Raw genomic sequence first — 25,313 nt, 5'->3', positions numbered from 1 at the left:
GAAGAGATTCCTGACCTGTAAATGCCGGCAGATATTTCATAACAGAACAAATCTGAAACTTTTTGAATATGAATATATCATATTAAATTTAAATGCTTTTTAACTATGGCTGATGGAAAGGATATTAAAAAAGCACTTGATGATATTGTTGACCGGAAATATACATTCATGCATATCTGCGGCACACATGAGGCTGCAATAGCAAAATCCGGCCTGAGAAGTATTCTTCCGGAAGATTTAAAGATTGTAATGGGGCCGGGTTGCCCGGTCTGTATTACACCGCAGGGTGAGATCGATGCTGCAATAGAGATGGCTGAAAAGGGCTGCATCATAGCAACCTACGGCGATCTGATGAGAGTGCCCGGCACTAAGGGTTCACTTGATAATATAGACGGCGATGTCCGCGTTGTGCAGGGCGTTCATAAGGCGGTTGAAATTGCGGAGAAGACAGACAAAGAAGTAGTCTTCATCTCCGTAGGATTTGAGACAACCGCACCGACAGTTGCTGCCACGCTGCTGACAGACCCGCCGGACAATTTCAGTATTGTATGCTGCCACAGGTTTGTTCCTCCGGCAATGAAATACCTTCTTGAGCAGGGTGAGGCACAGATTGACGGATTCATGCTCCCCGGACATGTCTGTGTCGTGGCCGGATATGAAGAGTATGAAGAGTTTAAAGTGCCTCAGGTTGTTGCAGGCTTTGAAGCGGATGACATTTTACTCGGCCTGTATATGCTTGTAAAGCAGGTGAAGGAAGGAAGAGGCGAGGTTGAAAACGCCTATCCGCGTGCTGTATCAAGAGAAGGTAATAAGAAGGCCATGGATATGATATACCGGGTATTTGAATCACACGATGTGGACTGGAGGGGCTTTCCTGTCATTCCGGATTCCGGCCTTAAACTAAAGCCTGAATTTGAGAAATATGACGCATTAAAGAAGTTTGATGTAGAAATAAAGCATGTTGAGAAGCATTCAGCCTGTATCTGTGATAAGGTGTTAAGGGGAGTTGCCGATCCAACCGACTGCAAACTCTTTGGCAAAGCCTGCACACCGCAAAATCCTGTCGGCCCGTGTATGGTCAGCCATGAAGGTGCATGTAAAATCTGGGCATTGTATAATCAGAAGAGATAACAGAGTTACTCAGGCAGAAACTGGGTTTTTCGGACGGGAACAGGGTTATTCCTGCTGGGATATTATAGATTACAGTGATATGTATGGCCGGAATTTTCCGGATCATATCTGATATTTTTATCTGTGTTCAGAACCAATAGTTGTTAGACATTTTAACCAGTGTTATGCCCCGATAGGGTAGTGGATATCCTGGAAGCTTCCGGAGCTTTCGACCTGGGTTCGAATCCCGGTCGGGGCGTGATTAATCTAATTACGCAATCCCTTTTTTGATTCTAATGATTTTACAACTCCACTTCCGCTCATTTCAAAAGGCAAATGATCAAATTGGATCAGATATTATTATAATTGGTGCTATTTTTGTAATTGGGGGGATATATGGTGTATTATGGTCAAGTCAATTATCTATGATGAAGTAAGGAATATTCCTGTTCTGTCACTCAAATTGGAAATGATATGGTCTTTTTGGAATAAAGTACGGGTAATTTTAGGATATTAGTCTCAATCTGTGATTTATGATTTAGAATGAGCTAAAGAACAGTAATCATAGCTCTTATTCTGGTTGGAGTGTTCATTGCAGGGCTATCGCTTGCGGGGGAGTTATGCAACGGATAACAATGCCCCTGCAAAAGCAGGTGATGAGGTCAGTGTATACTATTCTCTCTCTTTTCCGGGTGGTGCCGTATTTGAGTCGAATATGAACGGTTCGCCCCTTAATTTTACACTTGGAACCAGGGCTGTGATCCCCGGATTTGACAGGGCAATCAGAGGTATGTCTCCGGGTCAGACAAAGACTGTCGTTTTAATTCCGGACGAGGCATACGGAGAAAAAAACGAAAGTCTTGTCAGGACAGTTCCGTTAAGTGAGGGTATGGATTTAGTAAGCAGCATGGACAAGGCAAATGTGACAGTATCACTCATTCCGGGTTATCCCTGCCCTATGATAGAATATCTTCCTCCGGGAGGGAAATATTATAGTTATCTCTTTACAAATATCACTGAAGATTCAGTAACTATTGATACAAACAAACCACTTGTGGGAAAGGACCTTCAGTTCACAATAACCCTTGACTCTGTTATTGCAGGGGCCTGAAAAGGCAATTATATTTTTTGGGAGGTTACGTAGAGGCAGATAAAAGGAAAATGGGATGCCGGTTAATCCGGAGAAGCCATAAACCCCTGCACATAAAAGATACTTCCGTTGTGTAAGCCTGCGTAATCTTCCCATCTGTCCTTTTCGTTCACTATTCCAGGTGTCAGCCTGAATGTTTTTCCTGTTTGTGGTGCATCATCAGTGACATAAACAAGCGGCTCGGTTATTTCTGCTGTATCTCCCTTTGCCTTAAATCCGAGTGCTATAATGAACTCTTCGCCCTTCTTTAACGAGACCTGCCGGCTCAGATCGATGAGATGATAACCCTTCTCAGGTATTTCAGTATTGTCTGAGAGAAGGAGCCTGTCAGTATCCGGCTGATTATCTGATTCATCCCACCCGCCATAGACATCTATCATGACTGTCTCATTTTTATTGAGGGTCATAAACCCAACCGCTCCAAGGTCTGCATCTTCCTCAGCGGTGAAACGGGCACATGCCCACGAGTCCTTATTTTCGGCGGCAAAACCATCTGACAGATAATCCCATGAGATCTCATAGGGTTCTGTGGCAGTATCGGAGAGTGCTCCGGCGTGTGTTTCATAGTGATGGGTGGTGTCATAACCTTCACCACTGTCGGCGATGAATGCAACAGCCATGCAATAGCCTTTCAAAAACATTTCATCAGCATAGGATATCCAGATATACCCGTCATTACCAAAATTTGTTCCGGCACTGTTTTTAATGAGCCAGGCCCCCGGTTCGGATGCTCCCGGAATAACTCTGTTATCATCCCATCCTGTAATCGTGACGGCATGGTTTAAGCTTGCAGGTAAGATCCCGTCTCCTGTCCCGTTGAAGTAATAGTCTCCTGAAGTGCGGTTGAAGATAGGAGTCTCTTCAAACCCCGGATATATAGAAGGGTGGGTGTACATGAAAGAGACAAGGGCACCGTATTTTATCACCGCTTCTTTGACTGCCTTCCGGAAATCCCCGTCAGTGGCATACTCCGGGCGGGACAGGTCAACGGTTTCGCGGAGCATGTAAGAGACAGGAAGTTTCTCAGGGGGTTTAGTGAGTTCCTTTTTCTCCTGCATGTCATCGAGCGGGAACGGTGCGTAGTGGTTGAGCACCGGACCTTTGCCGCTGATGAGATAATCGGTTGCGTACCTGTGATCTCCGCCCCAGCCCCTTATCACAGGTTCTGTTTCCGTATAGCCAATTGAGAGTGTGCTGTTTGGCATATAGGCATTGTTATAGATATATACCGGATGGTTGTATCCGTTCCAGTTCCCCATGTGCCATACTGAGAGATTTGCAGCGGGCGAGTCGGGACCAGAGACAATTCCCTGTTTAAGAAGACTACTCTCAAGTGCCGCACAGGCAGAAAAGGCCCAGCATGTGCCGACCGCTTTGCTGGTGTCCGGCTGTCCGTCAGGGAGTGTGCCTGTCTGTGTTTTAACCGGAGTTATATAGCATTTTCCGTTTACATCACGTAAGTCGTAAGATGCCGGGAGTATCTGAGGCTCCTGCATACCGGTATTTCCACTTTGAAGCACATTTCCGGGCATATTGTTATTACTGCCCGAAGTACTGCCGGATACACCCTCTAAACCAGTGCCGGAGGTTTCACCCGGTGTATTACCGGATGCAGTTTTGGAATCTGTACCGGATAACGTACCAGTGCCGGTTATAAGGACAATAGCACAGATGATTAATATAGCTACAATAAGGATGGTAGCGATGGACCGGATATTCATAGAAAAAAATGTATGGGTTAAACGTTAAAAGTTTCCCCTCATTGAAGAATTACTATTTTATCATCGCTGATTTATCCCTTCGCCTTCTCTTTATCTGTGACTTATGGGTTTTTAAGCAGGGAACAAAATTCTGAGGCTGGTATGCCAGTCTTAGGTGGCCGATACAGGAGAAATAGAAATAAAATAAGTTGCATAGAAGATGTCCGGTGTACCGGACATATCTCTGTTTTTCAAAGATATCTTCCTTAATGTTCTGGTTCAGACCGAGAAGAGCGGTGCAAGTTCGACCTGCTGCCAGTCCTCGTCGATGACCTTCATACAGAACGTCCGTGTTTCAGGGACATAGACAACCCTGTACACCGTCGAGCCTGTTCCTGTCATGCCATTGAGTTCAACCGTATAATGCTCGAAGGTTGCACCGCCATCTTCATACAGGACATCACGGATGGCCATCATCCGCTCTGCATCGATTGACCCCTTGTTCTCTTCGGCGAGGTTGAGCAGGTTGTTGTAGCGTGTGACCGAGTTGTCAATCCCTGTTGTGTCCAATCGCCATGACGGGTCAACAAAATGGTTTGCGGCCGCAATCACACCCTCTCCCTCGCGGCGCTTGATGTCCCAGATACTCTCTTCATATGAGTAAACCATATCCGGTCCGGCCGCATTCACGATAAATGCAGAATTTGTCAGGGTAGACATGATTACGGCATCAAGCTCCTCTATGGTGGAATAGTCAAGCATCATCCGGAAGAACTCGCCGACGATCATGGGCCTGCCGGCGACCTCCAGGGAACTGCCGGAAGATCCCCCGTTGTCCTCAGCGATGAAAAGCCCTGCGCTGTTCATCAGGGTCTCCGGCAATCCTCCTGCCGGTCCGAACGTTGCAACACCGTTGCTCCCGTCAGTCGGGTTGTAGACCGCAAGGGTGTAGTATGGCTTAAAGGCCAGGAATTCTTCATTAAGGTCCCAGTTCCGGGAGAGAACCACCGAACCGTCTGTTGTGTAGTTGTCCCAGGCGGCAAGGAATGAGCATCCGGTTTTCTCGCCGGAAAATCCTAAGGAGACCGGCATCACAACGTAAAAAACGTAAAGGATGTCAACCGCTTCAGGGGTGAGGCCGGACGTCTCCGCGATGCCGGCCCGGATCTCCTTTATCCGCTTTGCCTGCAGGGAGGTCGTTTCTCTGGCTGACTCATAAACTTCCGTTTCTGTGTAGCCGTTTGCGGTGAAACGGGACCGGAGCATCTCATATTCGGAATTAAGTTCATCTGTCATCAGGGCGCCATACTGCCTGCCCATCTCGCGGTAGGTACCGGAGAGAACGACGACGTGGTACGGGCCTGCCTCATACCGTGTTCCGTCCTCAAAGACGCCTACTTTGGTCAGCTGACTGTCATTTCCGGCATCAGCCGGTGTAAGAGAAGAACCCCTGCGACTGGCACTGCAACTATCAGAACCAGTACCAGAGGAAGGTACCAGACTTTCATATGTTTCTGCATGTGTCAGCGACATCCAAAAATGTTTTGAAATCATCCTGAACTACAGATTTTCCCTGTGGCTGTAGGCCCTGCCGGTTTTTGTTTTCCGGTATAGTATCCGGCATTAACATCAGTTAATGCTGCCACTGGGATATATTACATATTTCCGGACGTCAGAATTATTTGTCTCCGCCGGCAGTGATACTCAACGAAAGACTCCATAATTATTTAAAGTGAATTACTTTGAGATATCGGTTCCCTTCAGCGTTTTCTTAAGATTATTGTTACAACTCCAAGAAAGATAAGTAACCCCACAAATCCCAGAGATATAATTAATCCGTCAGATGCAGGCACTGTTTCTTTAGAGGGGGTAGATATTGCCGTGGAATCATCAGATAGGAGGATGTCATCTCCGGCCGTACCTGCCGGCTCATCCGTTATCATCTCTTCAGCATCCGAAATATTACTGCTCACGCATCCCGGAGCAATCCATCCGGTTCCCGGACAGGATACCTTAGAAATAACTGATTTTGCGTTATTCCCGGTAAATTCTGCAGAGTATTCAGTCCAGTTTCCGGAGGTCATATTATAATGCCACATCACCGGCAGACCATTTCGTTCTGAAAGCCAGTCTTTTGGGATCTCAAATGTATAGGTTATCTCAGCAATACCGGCGGCATCTGCTTTATACAGAGTTACCAGATCATACTGGTAAACATCACCATTCAGAGGTTTCATGTCATTTTCCGGCCCGGATTTTTGCTCTACTGTGATCATCAGTTCACGTATGTTTACTGCCGGAAGAATGGCAACCTCAGTCACTGCCGTATTCTTCAGTTTCAGGACTGTCACTTCACCGGCTATCAGATCATATGCAGCACCGACACCTGCATGAGATGTTCCTCCAAAACCCAAAGAACCACTCCCTGACGGTGCGGGAACTCTCACCGATGCTATAGCATACACTGAAAATCCATTGGTTGTTACCTGGAATACTGAATTATCACCGGAAATGCCGGCAAACTCCGGGATGATTTCAACAGCAGTTCCGTCATCCTTCCAGCGAAGAATACGGATATAGTCATTACCTCCAATTGCTGATACCCAGGATGTCTTTACTGAGAAGTTCAGCACCGTTTCACTGATGGCTGATTCATTATCAAATCCTGATTTGGTGAAGTAGACGGTGTAAGCGATCTGTTCCATGTCCGGGCAGGTAAGACTGAAGGCATTTCTAACGTCAGCAGCACATCCGGCTGAAATTTCAGTGGTGACCGCAGCATCTTCATCATAGGCATCCATTGTCATAGCAAAATCAACCGATACGTTCCCGACAGTTTCACTTATAACCGCATTGAGTGCCGGGGGAGTTATGGTCACAGACTGCACAGTACCGGAGAGGTTGCCGCCTGATGAAGTTACTCCGGTGGTGACAATCTTAATATTTGTTCCGTCAGTCTTCTGTATCTGAACTGAGTCAGGGGTATTTGTCACAGTGCCGGCAGAACTCTCATTGATATATATTGTCTGCGTTCCGTCAGTGTTTTTCTCTACGGTCGTTCCGTTAATTTTTACTGAAGTCTCTTTAAATCCTTTGGTGTCCGGCACGGCATCTAAAACAGAGATTTTTACCGTCTCTGACCAGGTGGTTTTGTCTGCCCAGTCTGCATTTAAGCAGACAGCATAATCACCGGTTGCTGTTAAGACCGCTGAAAGGTCTCTGCCGGTCTTTTCAGTCACAGAGCCATTTGGGTTTGTAATATGCCAGGTCCATTCCGAAACATCTGCTGCTGTCTTCGTGGAGTTTGCCACAAATGTAAGCGGGGATGGGCCTGTACCGGTATGTCTGAAAACAGGCGTGTCATTAAGTGTGTAGCTGATCTGTTTTTTGCATCCGGAGGTTACCTCTGTAGTGAACACCGGGCTGTTGAAATATCCTGCCAGGGTCAGTACAACAGAGTATTTTCCGGGCGGAAGATAATATCCGGCAGGTGTTGTATGATTATATGAAGTGCTGCTTAGAAGAACACAGGCATTCTGTGGAGTAGATGATGCCAGGACTGTCCCCCGTGAGTTATTATAATACAGCGGCAGGTAGTCAGTTCCTGCTATTGTGCCGGTGCTGTCAGATATTACATATGTCTCGTCACATATTCCGTCAAAATCCGGGTCTGAATGTGTCTCTGAGAACCCTGTGCCATCTGGTTTTGCCCAGACATTTCCGGCGGAATACGGGCCTCCGGCAATATTTTCACAAAGGCAGAAGGTCTTATTTAAGGTAGTATTCCAGGCACATCCCGTTATTCCGGCATAGATGTTTTCATCATTGCAGAAAAAATTATTTGAAAATGTAAGTGCACTCTCATTTACATAGATTCCACCGCCGTATGTGGTGGCAGTGTTGTTACTAATCGTGTTATTTTTAAGTATCAGCAGACTCTTTTCGGTGTCTATCCCACCTCCTTTTGTGGCTGTGTTGTTGTTTATAGCGGTGTTCTGAATTGTTATTGTACTGTTATAATTTAGTATACCTCCACCCAAACCTTCTGGGAAGAGTTCTTTTATTAATGTCAGGATGCTCTCATTTACATATACACCATTGCCGTATGTAGTGGTGATATTGTAGTCGGGAGCAGTTATTTTAAGTGTTGCCAGACTCCTGTCCACTTTGTCTTCCTGTGTTGCTGTGTTGTTGCTTATTGTGATGTTTTCAATTATTAGCATGCTGTTATCTATCAGCATACCGCCACCCCGGGTGGCAGTGTTGCCGTTGATGGCAGTGTTTTTAATTGTTATTGTGTTGTTTTCGATAAACATACCGCCACCTAAAGCAGCATTGTTGCTGTTAACGGTAATGTTTTCAACTGTTAGTGTGCTTCTGTCGGTAAGTACACCGCCACCCCAGGTGGCATTGTTGCTGTTTATGGCAGCGTTTTTAATTGTTATTGTGTTGTCTTCGATAAACATACCACCACCCACACCGGCAGTGTTGCTGTTTACAGTAATGTTTTCAACCGTTAGTGTGCTTCTGTCGGTAACCATACCGCCACCCCAACCGGCAGTGTTGTTGTTTATGGTAGTGCTTTCAATTTTTGCTGCACAGTTTTCAAAAAATATACCACCACCCAAACCTCCATTGTTGTTGTTAACAATAGTGTTTTCAATTGTCAATGTGGTTTTTTCGATAAGCATACCGGCACCCAGACAGCCATTGTTGTTTTCGATGTTATTGTTTTCAATGGTGAGTGTGCTGTCTTCGACAAACATACCACCACCCAGACTGCCATTGTTGCTGTTGATGTTAGTGTTTTCAATGGAGAGAGTGCTTATGTCGATAAGCATGCCTCCGCCAAATGCTGCATTGTTACTGTTGATGTTAGTGTTTTCAATTGTTAGTGTGCTGTCTTCGACAAACATACCACCACCAAAACCGATGGTACTGTTGTTGATGTTTTCAATTGGTAGTATGTTGGTATTGTCAACAAAAATACTACTGCCCAGACCGGCATTGCTGCGGTCGATGTTAATGTTTTCAATTAGTGGTGTGTTGCTATTATCAGTAAATATACTAATTCCCAAGCCGGCAGTATTGCTGCTGATGTTAGTGCTTTCAATTGTTAGCCTGCTTTTCCAGAGCATTATTCCGCCACCAAACATTGCCGTGTTATTATCAAAAGTTGTGCAGTCTATATCAGCATTATCAGAGTTATAGAAATACGCACTGCCGCCAAAGTATATTGCTGTGTTGTTCTCAAAAGTTGTGTTGTCTATATTGGCATTATCTGAATGATGGTATTCTATACCGCCACCATGCAGTCCAGTGTTGCTCTCAAATGTTGTTCCGGTGATTTCTGTGCCATTTACATATGAAATATGCACCGGACTGCCACAGGTGTCCAGATTCCATGTGAAAGTACAGTCGGTAAAAGTTAAGCCCTGAAGGGGATCATCAGAAGAACCCCTGGCCAGAACCGCAGATCCATCACCTGTATAGGTGTTTCCTGAGATATTCAGGCCCTGCAAGGTTATGTTGCCGGCGGTGTTGGTGATATTTATTGCAGGGGCAATGCCGGAGGTGTTGGTGATCAGAGGAAGCTCCGGTGACCCCTCCCAGCGTCTGATACAGACGTACGGAGATGAGATAGTTACTCCCCCTTCATAGACATGGCCGTTATCACCCCAGATACGGATAGTATCTCCTTTGCCAATATCAGGAATTGCAGATATATTGCTGAAATTTCCGTTAATATATGAAACATTCCAGAGTGCCGGGTGGACAACGGGGTCCTCAGTGTGGAGTAGAGTCGCAGTTAGTTCTGTTGTGATATTTACATCTGAGTCCGGGATTGTTTCCGGCATACTGTTTACCATTGGCAATTCTGTCAGATCAGACCCATTGTCATAAATAAAAACTGATTCATTATTTACAATATCTGAAAAGTCTGCGGAACATGCAGAAAGAGAGACAGATAGTCCACATAGCAACACAACTGCTAACAATATTCTTTTTTTCAAGATATTTCCCTCGGTGCAGTCGGACAATGGTGGGCCAGCATCTTTTCGATGGTGATTGGAGAATTATTGTCAGGGGAGTTCATCCACAGGATAAATGAACCTGATGCGTATATGAAATAACAAACCATAAATATTTCTGTTTATTGAAATGAAAGACCATGTCATATCCAAACCGAAACATCTCATGGATTTCCGGCAGGAAAGCCTCGACTGGTTTGACAAATATCTGTAAAAACGCCGGACTCTCCGGAAACCAGAGAAAGGTCCTGATACAATCATTTTTTTCAGGCCGGAGATACATTTATGCAACCTTCTGTGCAATGACTCTCTGATGTAAAATGGGATTGAATTGTAAACATCAGGTGAAATTCTGTCTTCTTATTCTTGTTCTTCTGTGTAGTATGTTTGTCCTCTGCACACCGGCATTTGCCGCAGATGGTGCTGCGGGTGACAACGCTGAAAATACTTCTCTTACTCCCGTTCTGCCGGATGTCTCCAACCCGGATGACGTCGCAGCATTCTTCGACATCGAAGCTCCGGCAGGGATGGCCAAATATAATATCCCCGGTGCAACGGTCTCGGTTGTCTCAGACGGTGACCTTGTCTATGCCAAAGGTTATGGATATGCTGATATTGAGACAGAAACTCCGGTTGACCCGGAAAAGACCCTCTTTCACATCGGTTCCCTCACGAAACTCTTTACCTGGACCGCTATTATGCAGCAGGTGGAAAAGGGTACAATCGACCTCGATGAGGATGTCAACACCTATCTGAAAGACTTCTCCATCCCGGAGACATACCCCGGACAGCCGGTGACGATGCGTCACCTGATGACGCATTCTGCCGGGTTTGAGGATACTGATGTCCACATGGAGGTTGAAGAACGCGAAGATCTCTACTCATACCGGACATACTGTGAAGAGAACATCCCAACCCTCGTCCATCCGCCGGGGACCGTTACCTCCTACTCAAACTACGGTGCCACACTTGCGGGAGTGATTCTTGAGGACGTGACTGATGTTCCGTACGCGGAATATGTGCAGGAGAATATTCTCACCCCGCTCGGGATGAAAGATACCATCGTCTCCTATCCCAAAGCACCGGAGAAAGACACGGACACGGCATCCGGCTACCAGTATACCGGGGGGAAAAATATGGTAGTCCCTGACATAGTTGTTGTGGTTGATCCTGCGGGTACCATCAGCGCACCGGCGACTGATATGGCGAAATTCATTGGAATGCACATGAAAGAGGGCACCCTCAACGGAGCAGAAATCCTCGGAGAGGATACTGCACGCCTGATGCATGCACCGGCGTTTGCAAACGACCCCCGGGTGGGTAGTATGTGTCTTGGGTTCCTTGGGTGCCACATCGGGGACGAGCGGATTATCACCCACAGCGGCGATACGCTTACTTTCCACAGTCTCCTGGTCATAATCCCGGAGAGACAGGCAGGATTCTTCGTCTCATACAACTGCGCAGGGGGCAGCAGTGCGAGAAACGACCTTCTGATGGCGTTTGTGGACCACTTTTATCCCGGACAGGAGACCGCAGAACCAGCAGGTGCAGGTTTTTCTTCGTCATCTGCTGAAAAATTTGCCGGCACCTACCAGTCGACCCGGCAAAACTACCGGACGTTTGAGTTCTTTAAGACTCCCCCGCAGCAGATGCAGGTCAAAGCAGAAGGGGATGGAATTATCCAGATTAGTGGAGGCGGAATGCAGCTCACTGCATATACAGAAACCGAACCGGGCGTTTTTGTACAGGCTGACGGGACAGATACCATTGCAGGTGATATAGTCTTTCATGAAAATGAGAAGGGGGCGGTAGACCTCCTCTGTTATGAGAATGACCCGTGTGGAGCCTTCGAACGGGTGCCCTGGTATGCGACAGAACCGTTCACGGATGGTGTGAAAAATGCAGGTATTCTCATTCTCCTGACGGTGCTTTTCTGGCCCCTGCAGGTTGTATGCAGACGGGTTTACACCACAAAAGATACAGACGATGAGAGCAAAGAACCGGAGAACTCCAAACAGGAAAATCTGGCAAATCTACCCTGCTATGCCAGACTGATCACCGGTGCTGCGGCCCTTATCTTCCTGTCTTTCGTCCTTATCATCCTCCCGGCGGTCATGGGAGATACAGCTCTTCTTGAGGCATACCAATACAACCGGACAACACCTTTTGCACTCACAGCAGCACTTATGGTCCCGGTTATTGCATCAGTCCTCTCGGTCATAAGTGCACTCTTTCTGGTACCGGTCTGGAAGAATTCCTGGTGGACACGGTGTCATCGGGTGCATTACACCATTGTGATTGCCGGACTTTTCATGATGATATGGTGGGCGAACTTCTGGAACCTGTTCTTCTTCCGGCTGTGAAGAAAAAGAACACAATACTCCGGAAACTTCTTTCTTATAACTCAGGCAAAAATGTGAAAACGGCCGTATTCGGGGAATTCCGGCCGGAGGACTTCAACCCTGCCAAAGCAGGCAAACTTTTTGAATGGGCTTTTTGGCGGTAATGGCTGAATATACCAACTAAGACAGACACTACAAAAAAATGAGATGAGTGATTCTCTAATACTCTTCATTCAGCGTTATACTGAAGTGGTCCTCTGCGATGAGATCAAGATCATCTTCTGCAGTATCACATATGATTGCCGGAGACTGCAGGGCAGCCCTGAATACGACAGCATCTGCGGGGATGGAGGGGTCCATCGGTGCATCAACATCTTTCTGGATTATAATTCTTGTTGGATCGAGACCATTTGTGTAATATGTCCTAAAGGTTTCACGGTCATCTTCTCCAATGTCAAATTTATCAACGCTCTTTGCAAACGTTATGTCACAGGGGATCCAGCCGTAGTCTTCAATATAATATTCAGCCCAGAAGTGACAACTGGGAATCGCACCTGAAGTCATTGTGTACCCACCTGTTGAACGTGCGGGAATGCCAAGGGACCGGCAGAGTGCAGAGAAGAGCATACCCTGTGTCCCACAGTCTCCATGGCCGGTTTTAAGCATGTAGGATGACTCCGGCACTTTGGGAACGACTGTGTCGAGGGAAATATGGGGGACATGATTGTAAGGATAGGTGTCGATGACGTACAGGCATAGTGCCTGCGCCTGAAGATATGGATTCGTTTCATTGCCAACGATCGCCATGGCGAGGTCACGAATTTCATCTGTTACTGCAATATTCCGTCCGGAGGAAGTATAGAGGATATATTCAGGGTCAGTTGTATCATATGTCCCGATTTTTGCCGGGTCAACTTCAAATTTCCGTTCGTATGAGGTAAATGCAATATCTATAGTGATGGTGAGGTTCTCCCCGATTTCATTGGCAGGGATCTCATAGTAGACATATGCAATTTCTCCTTCTGTCACCGGCCCGGTGATGATATACTCTTTATGGGAAATATTTGTCACAACAACGTCCCGCTGCGATGCAGTCTCCAGTGGGAGGGGATACCAGATGGATATAACTCCAGTTTCTGGCAGGACATCTGCCGGGAGGTCAAGCGCTTCAGTGCCGGTGTACCGGACGGGGTTTACATACGGAGTGGTGCTGTTACCGGCAGAAGTCCCATCCGCAGGAATTGCGTAGCGGGTAGCATATCTGAAATCATACCTATTATCTGACAATGACAGCTTCTCACTGTCCGCATAGAAGTAATTCTGTGCCACATCCTCGAAGTAGAGGGTCTCCCCGTCTGAGGTGATCGTCTGTGCACGTTCATCAAGCCAGGTGTCTGTTTCATCCACGGTAAGTGTGGGGGTCGTCTCACGCATCACCGCTTCTGCAGTGGTCCGGTTGTATGGAAACCCTTCAGTCGCCCTCATAGCACGAAACATGCCGTTTCGTGCGGGAAGGGCATGATCACTGTCGCCTTTCTCCTGATAGAGAGCGAATGCATCTTCATAGAGGGAAGCAGCGGTGCGGTAGTTGCCTCCTGCCATCGCTGTCTCCGCCTGCAAAAAGATGTCGTCTGCTGAAGAAGCGGGTGCAGGGGTTTCTTTCATCTGGCCATCGGATGACTCCATACACCCGGCACAGGCAATCGCAAGCAACAGGGTAATCATAAGGGCAGGAATCAGTCCAAGAAACTTCATGTTCATGAATGATAATATATTGTATCTATTAAAAAGCATTATGTCTGAAAATGACCGCAGGCGGTGTCACCACGGAAAACCTGCACCATCACATTTTCTCTAATTTTAATCCTCTGCACTCCTGCATGTAATCCGGCCTGTGCCGCAGACAGTGCTGCAGTTCCTGCCGGAATCTTCATGATGATATGGTGGGCGAACTTCTGGAACCTGTTCTTTTTCCGGCTGTGAGGAAGAAGAGCACAATACTCCGGAAAAAACCTCCCCGGCAACTCAGGCAAAAATGTGAAAACGTCCATCATCGGGGGGATCCGGAGTTTTGACAGATGTCTCTCAAAACGCCGGACTCTCCGTACTCTCCAGACCGCAGAGAACGGTCCTGATACAATCATATTTTCAGGACGGAGATACATTTATGGAACCTGATATGCAATTACTCTCTGATGTAAAATGGGATTGAATTGTAAACATCAGGTAAAATTGAGTGTTCCTGTTCTGGTTCTCGTTCTTCTGTGTTGTATGGTCATTCACCCGGTTTTCGCATCGCAGACCGGCGCTGAGGAAGAATGGACGATTGAGGATATGATGGAGATCGCAACGGTAAATGATGTCTGCCCCTCATCTGACGGAACAAAGGTAATCTATACCGTAATAAAACCCCTGATAAACGATACAAAAAGTGAGATGCACTCACAGGCCTACGAAAAACGCCTTGATGGAAGTAAACCCCGGCTCCTTCTGGCAGGAGAAGTTTCCACATCATCACCCCGGTGGTCTCCGGATGAGACTAAAATTGCATTTCTCTCAGATTCCTCCGGGACAAACAATATCTGGGTAGTTCCTTCCGGAGGAGGAGAAGCCACACAGGTCACCAATACAGAAACCCCCGTAATCAGTTTCGCCTGGTCTCCACAGGGAGATACCATCGCATTTACGATGCCAAAACCTCCAACAGAAGAGCAGATAAAACGGGAAGAGGAGAAAAACGACCGTACTGTTGCGGGCGAAAACCCGCCGATGATAACCCTGTGGACCATTCCGGCAGAGCCCGGAGCAGAACCGGTGAAGGTTGCCGGCGGTGACTGCAGTGTCACGGATTTCAGCTGGGCCCCGGACGGGAGTTCGATTGCGTTTTCACACCAGAAGACCGCAGAGATTAGTGATTTGGACACTATGGACATCTCAGTTGTCAGACTGTCAGACGGGAGTATCAGCCCACTCACCACCGCTATAGGACCAAAAGGAAATCCTCTCTTTTCTCCGGATGGAACGTCTGTTGCATGTATTGCCGGCCCCGTTGGATCAACGACTTTTTCTAACTACTCGGTCTATATTGCAGAGGTTGATGGAGACAATGCCGTCAGACTTGCACCGACATATGATAATTTTCCTACGCTCTTCGGCTGGTCAGCCGACCAGTCTTTTCTGTGGTTCACCGAGAATCGCGGCGAGCAGAAGAAAATTGGCATGCTGCCCGTCGACGGGAGCGAACCGGAATATTTTGGTCCACCTGATGGGAATGTCTTGTCTTCTATACTGGATACCAATGCACACATGATTGGATTCTCGTGGGAGAATGCAACATCTCCGGATGAGGGGTACATCACACCTGCTGATTCATTCTCCCCAATTAAGGTGACAGAGATCAATGATTGTGTCCGCAGTCTCCCGGTTGCAGAAACTGAGATTATCAGCTGGGAATCCTCTGATGGTCTGAGGATTGAAGGTGTTCTGACATACCCTCTTCATTACGAAAATGGGCAGAAATATCCGCTTATTGTAAATATTCATGGTGGTCCGGTGGACACTTTCTATGAGACCTACTATTCCGATGTATTTCCACTCCCGATCCTTTCCTCAGAGGGGTATGCTGTTCTCCGGCCAAACATCCGTGGATCATCCGGGCGTGGTATTGATTTCCGCATGGCAAATGTCGAAGACTGGGGTGGAATGGACTTCAATGATGTCATGAACGGTGTGGATTATCTTATCGACGAGGGAATTGCTGATCCGGACAGACTGGGAATTATGGGGCACAGTTATGGAGGCTATATGACCGACTGGACGGTAACACAGACGGACCGGTTCAAAGCAGCTGTATCATACGCCGGATTGTCCGATCTCATCAGTTTTACACTTACAACCGATGCGGAACAACTCATTCCTGACTATCTGAATACAAATGTCTGGGGAGATTATGAGTGCATAAAATCCCATTCAGCAATCGGTTCAGTAAAGAATGTCACAACACCGGTTCTGTTTATCCATGGGGAAGCGGATACCAGAATTCCTCCCTCACAGGCACAGGAGATGTATACAGCACTCGCTCTGCAGGGTGTCCCGACCCGGATGGTCACGTATCCGAGAGAAGGGCATGTTATCTCCGAACCGAAACATCGCATGGATTACTGGCAGGAAAGCCTCGACTGGTTTGACAAATATCTGAAATGAAACCCGGGATATCAGGATGCCGGAGAACGGTCCTGGTACCATCATTTTTTTCAGGAAGAGGATACATTTATGGAACCTGATATGCAATTACTCTCTGATGTAAAATGGGATTGAATTGTAAACATCCGGTAAAATTTAGTATTCCTGTTCTGGTTCTCGTTCTTCTGTGTAGTATGCTCGCTCAGTCTGTCTGTGCATCACAGACCGGCTCCGGGGAAGAATGGACGGTTGAAGATATGATGGAGATCGCAATGGTTACCGACGTCTGCCCCTCATCTGACGGAACAAAGGTAATCTATACCGTAATAAAACCCCTGATAAACGATACAAAAAGTGAGATGCACTCACAGGCCTACGAAAAACGCCTTGATGGAAGTAAACCCCGGCTCCTTCTGGCAGGAGAAGTTTCCACATCATCACCCCGGTGGTCTCCGGATGAGACTAAAATTGCATTTCTCTCAGATTCCTCCGGGACAAACAATATCTGGGTAGTTCCTTCCGGAGGAGGAGAAGCCACACAGGTCACCAATACAGAAACCCCCGTAATCAGTTTCGCCTAGTCTCCACAGGGAGATACCATCGCATTTACGATGCCAAAACCTCCAACAGAAGAGCAGATAAAACGGGAAGAGGAGAAAAACGACCGTACTGTTGCGGGCGAAAACCCGCCGATGATATCCCTGTGGACCATTCCGGCAGAGCACGGAGCAGAACCGGTGAAGATTGCCGGCGGTGACTGTAGTGTCATGGATTTCAGCTGGGCACCGGACGGGAGTTCGATCGCATTTTCACACCAGAAGACCGCAGAGTTTAAAGATTTTGGTACCCAGGACATCTCAGTTGTCAGGCTTTCAGACGGAAGTATCAGACCACTCACCACCGCCATAGCATCAAAAACAAATCCCGTCTTTTCTCCGGATGGGAAGTATGTTGCATTTACTGCATGCACTGTCGGAAAATCGATTTTTTTCAACAATTCTGCCTATATTACTGAGTTAAACGGAGAAAATACTATCCGGCTTGCACCGACATATGACAACAATCCTATTCTATTCGGATGGTCAGCTGATCAGTCATTTCTGTGGTTCATGGAATGCCAGGATGAGCAAGTCATAATCGGCATGCTGCCTGTCGACGGGAGCGAACCGGAATATTTCGGGCCTCCTGATGGAGTTCTTTGGTCTTCTCAATTGGATCACAACGCACAAATGATTGGGTTCTCGTGGGAGAATGCAACATCTCCTGATGAGGGGTACATCACAACTGCTGATTCATTCTCCCCCGTGCAGGTGACAGAGGTCAATGATGACATCCGCAGTCTCCCGGTTGCAGAAACAGAGATTATCAGCTGGGAATCCTCCGATGGTCTGAATATAGAAGGAGTTCTGACCTACCCCTTTAATTACATAAATGGGCAGAAATGTCCACTTATCGTATTCGTTCACGGTGGTCCGGCAGGAACTTCCTACGATAATTACTACACCAATGAACTTCCGATCCCGGTTGCTTCTTCAGAGGGGTATGCTGTGCTCCGGTCAAACATCCGTGGATCATCCGGGCGTGGTATTGATTTCCGGGAGGCAAATGTCGAAGACTGGGGCGGAATGGATTACGAAGATATGATGAGCGGTGTGGACTACCTTGTTGAAGAAGGAATTGCTGATCCCAACAGACTGGGAATTATGGGGCATAGTTATGGAGGCTATATGACCGACTGGACGGTAACACAGACGGACCGGTTCAAAGCAGCTGTATCATACGCCGGATTGTCCGATCTCATCAGTTTTACACTTACAACCGATGCGGAACAACTCATTCCTGACTATCTGAATACAAATGTCTGGGGAGATTATGAGTGCATAAAATCCCATTCAGCAATCGGTTCAGTAAAGAATGTCACAACACCGGTTCTGTTTATCCATGGGGAAGCGGATACCAGAATTCCTCCCTCACAGGCACAGGAGATGTATACAGCACTCGCTCTGCAGGGTGTCCCGACCCGGATGGTCACGTATCCGAGAGAAGGGCATGTTATCTCCGAACCGAAACATCGCATGGATTACTGGCAGGAAAGCCTCGACTGGTTTGACAAATATCTGTAGAAAAACACGAAACAATCAGGACAGGATAGAATTATCCTGAAAATACCATTTTCCAAAGCATGTTGTGTGTGGTAAATTACACGATATGCCTTTTTTTAAGCGTAATACGGAATGTGATTGTGGAAACAATATAGAAAGAAATAGTGCTGTCAATATAATGGTCCTTTTCCTATCACAGAATGCCATGTGAACCGGATATCAGCAATTTGATGGTAATTTGCGAAAAACAGGTGCGGATATTTTCATTAATCTCACAGGAAGCATGATTGCGATAGCATGACGTAGTTCATAGTGTTGTCTATAAATGGAACTGTTCTGAATAAAAAAAAGAATGGATTAAAGGCTGCTCTCCTTTCCAATATAATACCATGCAATTATAGCAGCATCTCCTACATCAACATATCCATTACCATTAAAGTCTGCGGCCAGATTCACGGGCGTTAGTTCGGCAACCATATATGATACTCTTGAAACATCGCCAATATCGACAGCTCCGTTGCCATTGAAATCACCTTTAACCCCGAAAATACTGATATTACCTCCGGTGCATTCGAGATTGTGTTCTATCAGATCCTTATCAGTCCATGTCGAATTAAATACAGATATGCTGGACGAATCTTTGTTGTTTCCTCTTGGTATTATTGAGATGTCAAACAATGCTTCCGGTTCTGTATCTGTCATTGAACCGGTATTGGTAAGAACAAGGTCGGCCTGGTCCTCTTTAAGGTTCAGTGTGACTAAAGAGCCAAGAAATACTGAATTATTTGCCTTAACTCCGCTAACCGTGATGACTGAGGAATTCCATTTTAATGAACATGCTACTTTCTCTGCATTGGTAATCCCGGATACCTTAACAGGAATCACATATGTGGAATTTGCAGGAATGCTGATGTCCGGGATCAGTAGTTGTGCAGATGTAAATCCGGTCGTGAAACCTTTGAATATATCAGTAAACTCAAAATTTTCCTGGTCCAGTTGTGACCACTGATATCTTTCCTGTCCATCGCTTCCGTCATTGTCCCTGTTAAGAGACCACATACCAAGCATTGTGACCCAGTCTTTTGTTTCTGCCCAGTCTTTGACCTGGTTTGCATTAGCAATAGTAAATATTTCCCGGTCAGCATCATTCTGTCCTATCATTGGTGTCATGCCCAGCGTTGCAGAGATGTTTCGCTCTGTTAGCTGGTTATAAGTTCCCTGTGTTGCTGAAATTGCAGCATCTCCCATTTTTCCCTCAACAGATGAAACATAGTAATCCATAACCATAAGATTCACTATATCAATTTCTACGCCATTTTCGGTAGCATTGTCGATTACATTGAGGCCAAAGGCATTCAGTCCTGTAGGTATAACAGGAAGACAGAACCCGATTTTAAGTCCGGGATTATTGTCCTGTAGTCTTTTTATTGCTAAGCTTCTTCTTCCTACTGAAGGTCTGTCTTCAAGTGCAAATCCTTCAATATCAAAATCAATCCATGTTGGGTTATATTTGTCAATTACCTGCTGGTATTTTGATGTAAGCGTATCAATGTCAGTGTTGTTCACTGCAATCTCTACTCCGGTTGATCCACCAAAAGATATTGCAACATCGCCGCCTACCGAACGGATGTAATTTATTTTATCTACAAAATGGTCTGAATCCATTCCAAGACTGCTATATCCGCCCCATGTCGGATTGGCATTTCCATCACTTACAATAAATGCAAGGGTATAGTGTTTCTGTCCGGTTGAAAGATATGCGGTCTTCAGGTTATAGTACCCGCCTTCCTTCTGACACCACAGTGTAGTATCAACATAAGGTGCGAATACTTTATCCGGCCACCCGGATTCCTCAGTGATATAACCGGAATCTGCTGTCCATGATGCCCCTGAAACAGACATTGTGCAGCACAATACAAGTAAAAAGATAATAGCTATAAATCCCGGCAACCAGAATCTGCCATAATATTTCCTTCTATCTTCTGTTTTTTTCATATCTCATTCCTCCAATCCAAATTGCTGTTTTATTATCAGGACCCTAATCGGCCATATTTTCTCCTTTGTATTTATCTTATTAATAAGTTCCCAATATGGGGAGCCTGAACTCAGGAAAAACCAATCCACACAGAAAGCCTGTATTGCCTTTTTCAGGACTGGCCCATACAAAACATCCTCAGGATAAAATACACAATTACAGCACCCACAATAAACCCCAATAATCAGGAATTATTCAAAATAAAGACTGGATTTCAGCTTTTTTAAGCTCCCGCATCCAACGTCACACAAAGCCCTCATCTGGAGAAAATAAGCTCAAAATGACCTTTAAAAATCTCACCTTTCTAAAATTCCAACACTTCAGGGAAAACGGGTTACTCCGGGTATCAAGGTTCTTTTTGCACTTTATCTGTCAGCCAAACCCGGTATAATCAGGAAAACAGGACTTAAACGGCAATTGGACAAAAAAACCCGGTAATAACGGGGATTACACAAATCACATATTGGCATAAAAAGCCACAATGAGTCATATGAAGCCTCTACAGGCAGCATAATGCCTAAATAAAGCGCAAAGTCCCATATGATCCAGACAAATATTAAAAAAACTCCGGATTAAAGGAATTTAAATCAGAAGGCCATTTAATAGTGTTATTCTATTACAGAGTCAGTTTATTTAGTTCCGGAATTATCGTAACTGTTATTATCATTGTTATGCTATCTTTCCATAGTCAGCTATGAAAACCGGAAAAACCCATATCATTACGATCATTCTTCTGATTACAATTATCATCACTGTCTCTGCAGGCTGCACCGATAATGTTAAGCAATCGCCGGTTTCGCCTGCTGATAATACAACTGAAAGCTCTATCCTTGTTTTTGCCGATCAGGAGTTTGCTTTCCAGCTCATGAGGACAGTCGGATCTTCATATTCAGGAGAGGCTGATGTAGGTGAGTGCCTTGCCACTGCGTCCCGGATCAAAGAAGGAGACTTTGAGAGCTGGTACAGTGAATGGAAAAAGACCGCAGAGACCTTTAAAGCTGCGGGTGATGAGAGCCTTGCAGCCGGACATAAGCATACAGCTATGGAGGCGTATTTCCGTGCTGCAACATATTACCGCACAGCCGAGTTCTTCCTGCATGGCAACTCAACCGACCCCCGCATCATAGAGACATGGGAAAAGAGCCGGGAAACATTCCGCGATGCACTTGCTCTTGATGCTGTCCCGCATGAAATTATTGACATCCCATACGGAAATACAACTCTGCCGGGTTATTTCTATATGGCGGATAATTCCGGTACAATTAGACCGCTTCTTATCATACAGACCGGATTTGATGGTTACCAGGAAGAGCTTCATCCATATGCAATGGAGGGGATAAAGCGTGGATACAATGTCCTGACATTCGAGGGTCCGGGTCAGGGGGAAGTAATAAGGGTCCAAAATATTCCGTTTCGTGCCGACTGGGAGAATGTAATTACACCAGTTGTTGACTATGCTGTGAGCCGGCCTGATGTCGATGAGGACCGGATTGCACTCTGGGGAATTTCCCTTGGTGGCTATCTTGCTCCCCGTGGTGCCGCCTATGAGCACCGGATTTCGGCTTTAATCGCAGATGCAGGAACTTACGATGTCGGAGAGAACCTCATGCAAAACCTGCAGAAAGACGGAGGAGCGGATCTGAACATGACAAAGGAGGACCTTAGGGAATGGCTGCAGACTGATCCGGCTGAGTTCAATGATGCTATCAGAAGTGCCATGGCAGAAAATACCGGAACCCGGTGGATGAATGAAAACGGGATGTTTGTCTTTAATGTCAGTTCGCCGGCATTGTTCTGGGCGGAATGGATGGATTTTTCACTCGTTGGAACTGCTGAAAAGATACGCTGCCCAACTCTGGTCTGTGCCGGTTCGTCCGATCACTTTGACCCGGATGGAGCACAGGCAAGAGAACTCTATGACCACCTAACCTGTGAAAAGGAATTTGTGATATTTTCTGATGATTACGGGGCCGGTTCGCACTGCCAGTTAGGAGCCTTTGCCCAGTCTTTTGGCACCAAGTTCGACTGGCTTGATGATACAATGGGGACGGGGGAATAAATAAGGCTGGGTCCAAAACCCCTTTAAGGGATATTGGTCGTATTTCCGAAGCGGAATTTAGCAATGCACCAAAAGTACGGGGATGAACATGGCTACCGGTTTTTACTCTGCAAAGAAGGTTATGAGGTAGTCATTTACGGGCATTCGCTGTTGCTAAAGGACCTGAAGCAGTGTTCCCTGCTGTCTTTTTGTAAGGCAGATGATTTCATCAGTTATGTCTGCCTGAATATCTCCTTTGCCCTGGCAGTTCTCTGCTCTATGTCAATTTCGAGTTCTTCCACAATGATTTCAAGAACCTTTGGTATGTCTATGTGCTGGGGGCATTTATTCAGGCATTTCCTAATCGGCAATATTGCGTATGTGCCCCAAAAATCAAACACCTGGGTATAAACAATCTGGGGTTGGCGGATGTCAAAATCAGAGGATTTTTCAGAATTATTACTGGTCTTACAGCAAAATGAAAGAAAATGTTTCAGTACCTCACAGAAAATAATTCTATAATGATGGAGTACTGAAACTGTATCACCAAAAAATTTCAGCTTATCTATTTCATTTAGTTCAAGTGGTACTGCTATATTGTCCGGCAATATAAAATAAATCGCTCTGTTTTTTTCACTGATACATTAATGCGTTCTGAATAACTATTTGCATCATAATTATTCATTGCAGATGAGCGGTTATTCAGATTAAAAAATTGATGAATGCACACATGTATATTCCGCCTCATTTGAACATTGATTCCTTTGACACTGAACACCCAGTCCGGCCAAAATGAACAGTACTTGTCGAATAACAGGGCGGGATTACCCCCACCCCGTTTTCCAAGAACGCACCGTGCGACTTTCACCGCAGTACGCTCACGCATTCCACTACCCATTAACGGGCGACAGAGCAAAATAAGATAATTTTGTTTGGAACCATGGTGTTTGTCTTCTCATCCTGTCCTTTCTTTTGAGAAAATATTTCCTGTCAAGATAAGGATTAGCATTAAGTTTTGGGTAAGAGTGTCTACGGATGGGAGCTTCAGAGAATTGTATTAACGTATTCTCTTCTGTTTTGAAAACCCATTTTCTTTTGCCTTCCACATGCCAATATTTACTTGCTACCCATTTGCGACCTTTGTTAGTGTGTCGACGTTTACCCCATTTCCAGGTTACTGTCCAGAGATAGTGATCTAATTTCTGGAAAGTTTCCTTGGCTGCATTATGACGATGATAATTTACCCAACCTCGTATGGTTGGATTTAATACCTTTATCAATTCCTCCTGAGACCATGCTCGGGCTTTTTTAACTTTAGTCCTAATTTTATCAGTAATTGACTTGATTGATTTCTCCGATGGTTTAATGAGGAGTTTTCCTTTATATTTCCGGAAATTGTACCCCAAAAAGTCAAAGCCATTGTTGATATGAGTAATCAACGTTTTCTCTTCCGATAATTCCAGGCCTCTTATTGCGAGGAATTCTTTTATTATCTCCTTTGCTTCTTTTGCGATTTCCTCTGTAGGTGCAGTGACCAGAAAGTCATCTGCATAGCGAATAAAGTGAACTTTCATATTTTGGAATTGTTCATCAAGAATATGTTCAATTCCATCGAGTGTCATATTCGCAAGAATTGGAGACACAATACCTCCCTGCGGAGTACCTTTGTCTGTCGGAAAAAGAGAATTATCAAAGACAAATCCCGATTTTAGGAACTGTTTAAGGATTGATTGATCCATAGGTATATGTTCCTTAAGCCATTCATGGTTGATATTATCAAAGCATCCCCGGATGTCTCCTTCCAGAATCCATGTGGATGATGTCTTTCTTCCTAAGCACGTAAATGCATATTCTGATGCATCCTGTGCTGATCTAAAAAGTCTAAATCCAAATGAACGTGGGTCTGCTGTTGTTTCTGCGATTGGCTGTAAGGCCAGCCCATAGAGGGCCTGCATTGCCCGATCATACATGGATGGAATTGAGATAGGTCGCTTTGTATTCTTACCAGGTTTAGGGATATAAATACGTCGTAATGGTTTTGCACAGTAGTTTTTGTCTGTGAGGCTCAGAACTGCCTGCATCTTTGCAGATGCTGAGTTCCAGATTTCTCCGTCTATGCCGGGTGTACGCTTACCTCTATTCTGTGTAACAATTCGTACGGCCACTAGTTTTGCTGACCTTGAATGAGTTAACAGGTAAGAAAGACGTTTTACCAAATTCCAATTTTCTTCTTTTGTTGCCTTTGCAATCCGGATCTGTAGCCGGTTAACAGTGTCTCTTGTTTTGTCCCAGTCAATGGAGTTCCATTGCCGGGCAAGATCCCTGTCAGTATGCTTCTCGCAATTATGCGTCGTTGAATGACATACTTTCATAAGTTTACCTTCCTTCATTGCTTAGGAATACCTGTCCCACGTCTGCACCCTTTCAAGTCGAGGTAACAACCTCTATCCAACCCATCACAGGCAGGCATTCGCTTCTTGGGACATCCTATTCCGTCTATACCTTTTGTTAGTCTCACGACTTTCATACCCTAATTGGGAGTATATACGGGTTTCCAAGTTCCGTAACATAGATAATATAGATGCTTTAGGAGCCATCTCTAAGCCGGGAACCGTCTGTTCG

General features: G+C 45.7%; 15 protein-coding genes and 1 tRNA gene. 8 read left to right on the top strand and 8 right to left on the bottom strand.

Annotated features, from left to right (window positions below):
* Window positions 1-105: 105 nt before the first annotated feature.
* From hypD to L6E24_RS02550, 3 genes are all read left to right on the top strand, one after another.
* Window positions 106-1,131, top strand: coding sequence for a hydrogenase formation protein HypD (hypD, locus tag L6E24_RS02560; protein WP_257743165.1), 1,026 nt, complete (start codon window positions 106-108; stop codon window positions 1,129-1,131).
* Between the two features lie 166 nt (window positions 1,132-1,297).
* A tRNA-Arg gene (locus L6E24_RS02555) sits at window positions 1,298-1,369 on the top strand.
* Window positions 1,370-1,702: 333 nt separating this feature from the next.
* Window positions 1,703-2,221, top strand: a complete 519-nt coding sequence (locus L6E24_RS02550) for an FKBP-type peptidyl-prolyl cis-trans isomerase (RefSeq protein WP_257743164.1) — start codon at window positions 1,703-1,705, stop codon at window positions 2,219-2,221.
* 62 nt (window positions 2,222-2,283) lie between these two features.
* Here the strand turns inward: L6E24_RS02550 and L6E24_RS02545 are convergent, their stop codons facing one another.
* From L6E24_RS02545 to L6E24_RS02535, 3 genes are all read right to left on the bottom strand, one after another.
* Complete coding sequence (locus L6E24_RS02545; protein ID WP_257743163.1) at window positions 2,284-3,981, bottom strand: C1 family peptidase; 1,698 nt, start codon at window positions 3,979-3,981, stop codon at window positions 2,284-2,286.
* A 258-nt stretch (window positions 3,982-4,239) separates the two neighbouring features.
* Window positions 4,240-5,514 (bottom strand): C45 family autoproteolytic acyltransferase/hydrolase, encoded by a 1,275-nt coding sequence (locus L6E24_RS02540; RefSeq protein WP_257743162.1) that lies wholly within the window; start codon window positions 5,512-5,514, stop codon window positions 4,240-4,242.
* Between the two features lie 206 nt (window positions 5,515-5,720).
* Window positions 5,721-9,830: a NosD domain-containing protein gene (locus L6E24_RS02535; RefSeq protein WP_257743161.1), complete on the bottom strand. Its 4,110-nt coding sequence runs from the start codon at window positions 9,828-9,830 to the stop codon at window positions 5,721-5,723.
* Between the two features lie 545 nt (window positions 9,831-10,375).
* On the opposite strand from L6E24_RS02535, the gene L6E24_RS02530 reads away from it, so the two are divergent.
* Window positions 10,376-12,355, top strand: a complete 1,980-nt coding sequence (locus tag L6E24_RS02530; protein ID WP_257743160.1) for a serine hydrolase domain-containing protein — start codon at window positions 10,376-10,378, stop codon at window positions 12,353-12,355.
* Between the two features lie 198 nt (window positions 12,356-12,553).
* Here the strand turns inward: L6E24_RS02530 and L6E24_RS02525 are convergent, their stop codons facing one another.
* Both L6E24_RS02525 and L6E24_RS02520 read right to left on the bottom strand, forming a co-directional pair.
* Window positions 12,554-14,089, bottom strand: a complete 1,536-nt coding sequence (locus L6E24_RS02525) for a transglutaminase domain-containing protein (protein ID WP_257743159.1) — start codon at window positions 14,087-14,089, stop codon at window positions 12,554-12,556.
* A 38-nt stretch (window positions 14,090-14,127) separates the two neighbouring features.
* Window positions 14,128-14,499, bottom strand: a complete 372-nt coding sequence (locus tag L6E24_RS02520; protein WP_257743158.1) for a hypothetical protein — start codon at window positions 14,497-14,499, stop codon at window positions 14,128-14,130.
* 67 nt (window positions 14,500-14,566) lie between these two features.
* Between L6E24_RS02520 and L6E24_RS02515 the strand changes: the two genes are divergently transcribed.
* From L6E24_RS02515 to L6E24_RS02505, 3 genes are all read left to right on the top strand, one after another.
* Window positions 14,567-16,537 carry a S9 family peptidase gene (locus L6E24_RS02515; protein ID WP_257743157.1) on the top strand — a complete coding sequence of 657 codons (1,971 nt, stop codon included), beginning with the start codon at window positions 14,567-14,569 and terminating at the stop codon, window positions 16,535-16,537.
* A gap of 104 nt (window positions 16,538-16,641) precedes the next feature.
* Entirely contained in the window at window positions 16,642-17,097 is a 456-nt protein-coding gene (locus tag L6E24_RS02510) for a TolB family protein (protein WP_257743156.1), read from the top strand.
* A gap of 30 nt (window positions 17,098-17,127) precedes the next feature.
* Window positions 17,128-18,639: a S9 family peptidase gene (locus L6E24_RS02505; RefSeq protein ID WP_257743155.1), complete on the top strand. Its 1,512-nt coding sequence runs from the start codon at window positions 17,128-17,130 to the stop codon at window positions 18,637-18,639.
* 336 nt (window positions 18,640-18,975) lie between these two features.
* On the opposite strand, the gene L6E24_RS02500 is transcribed toward L6E24_RS02505, so the two are convergent.
* Window positions 18,976-20,613, bottom strand: coding sequence for a hypothetical protein (locus L6E24_RS02500; protein WP_257743154.1), 1,638 nt, complete (start codon window positions 20,611-20,613; stop codon window positions 18,976-18,978).
* A 734-nt stretch (window positions 20,614-21,347) separates the two neighbouring features.
* Here L6E24_RS02500 and L6E24_RS02495 point away from each other — a divergent pair.
* Window positions 21,348-22,712 carry an alpha/beta hydrolase family protein gene (locus tag L6E24_RS02495; protein ID WP_257743153.1) on the top strand — a complete coding sequence of 455 codons (1,365 nt, stop codon included), beginning with the start codon at window positions 21,348-21,350 and terminating at the stop codon, window positions 22,710-22,712.
* Between the two features lie 212 nt (window positions 22,713-22,924).
* On the opposite strand, the gene L6E24_RS02490 is transcribed toward L6E24_RS02495, so the two are convergent.
* Entirely contained in the window at window positions 22,925-23,092 is a 168-nt protein-coding gene (locus L6E24_RS02490; RefSeq protein WP_257743152.1) for a hypothetical protein, read from the bottom strand.
* A gap of 489 nt (window positions 23,093-23,581) precedes the next feature.
* Window positions 23,582-25,081, bottom strand: coding sequence for a group II intron reverse transcriptase/maturase (ltrA, locus tag L6E24_RS02485; RefSeq protein ID WP_257743151.1), 1,500 nt, complete (start codon window positions 25,079-25,081; stop codon window positions 23,582-23,584).
* Window positions 25,082-25,313 lie beyond the last annotated feature (232 nt).

This window comes from Methanoplanus endosymbiosus (assembly GCF_024662215.1).
Taxonomy (GTDB): domain Archaea; phylum Halobacteriota; class Methanomicrobia; order Methanomicrobiales; family Methanomicrobiaceae; genus Methanoplanus; species Methanoplanus endosymbiosus.
The sequence above is the reverse complement of the archived record's forward strand: the minus strand, read 5'-3'. Positions and strand labels throughout refer to the sequence as shown.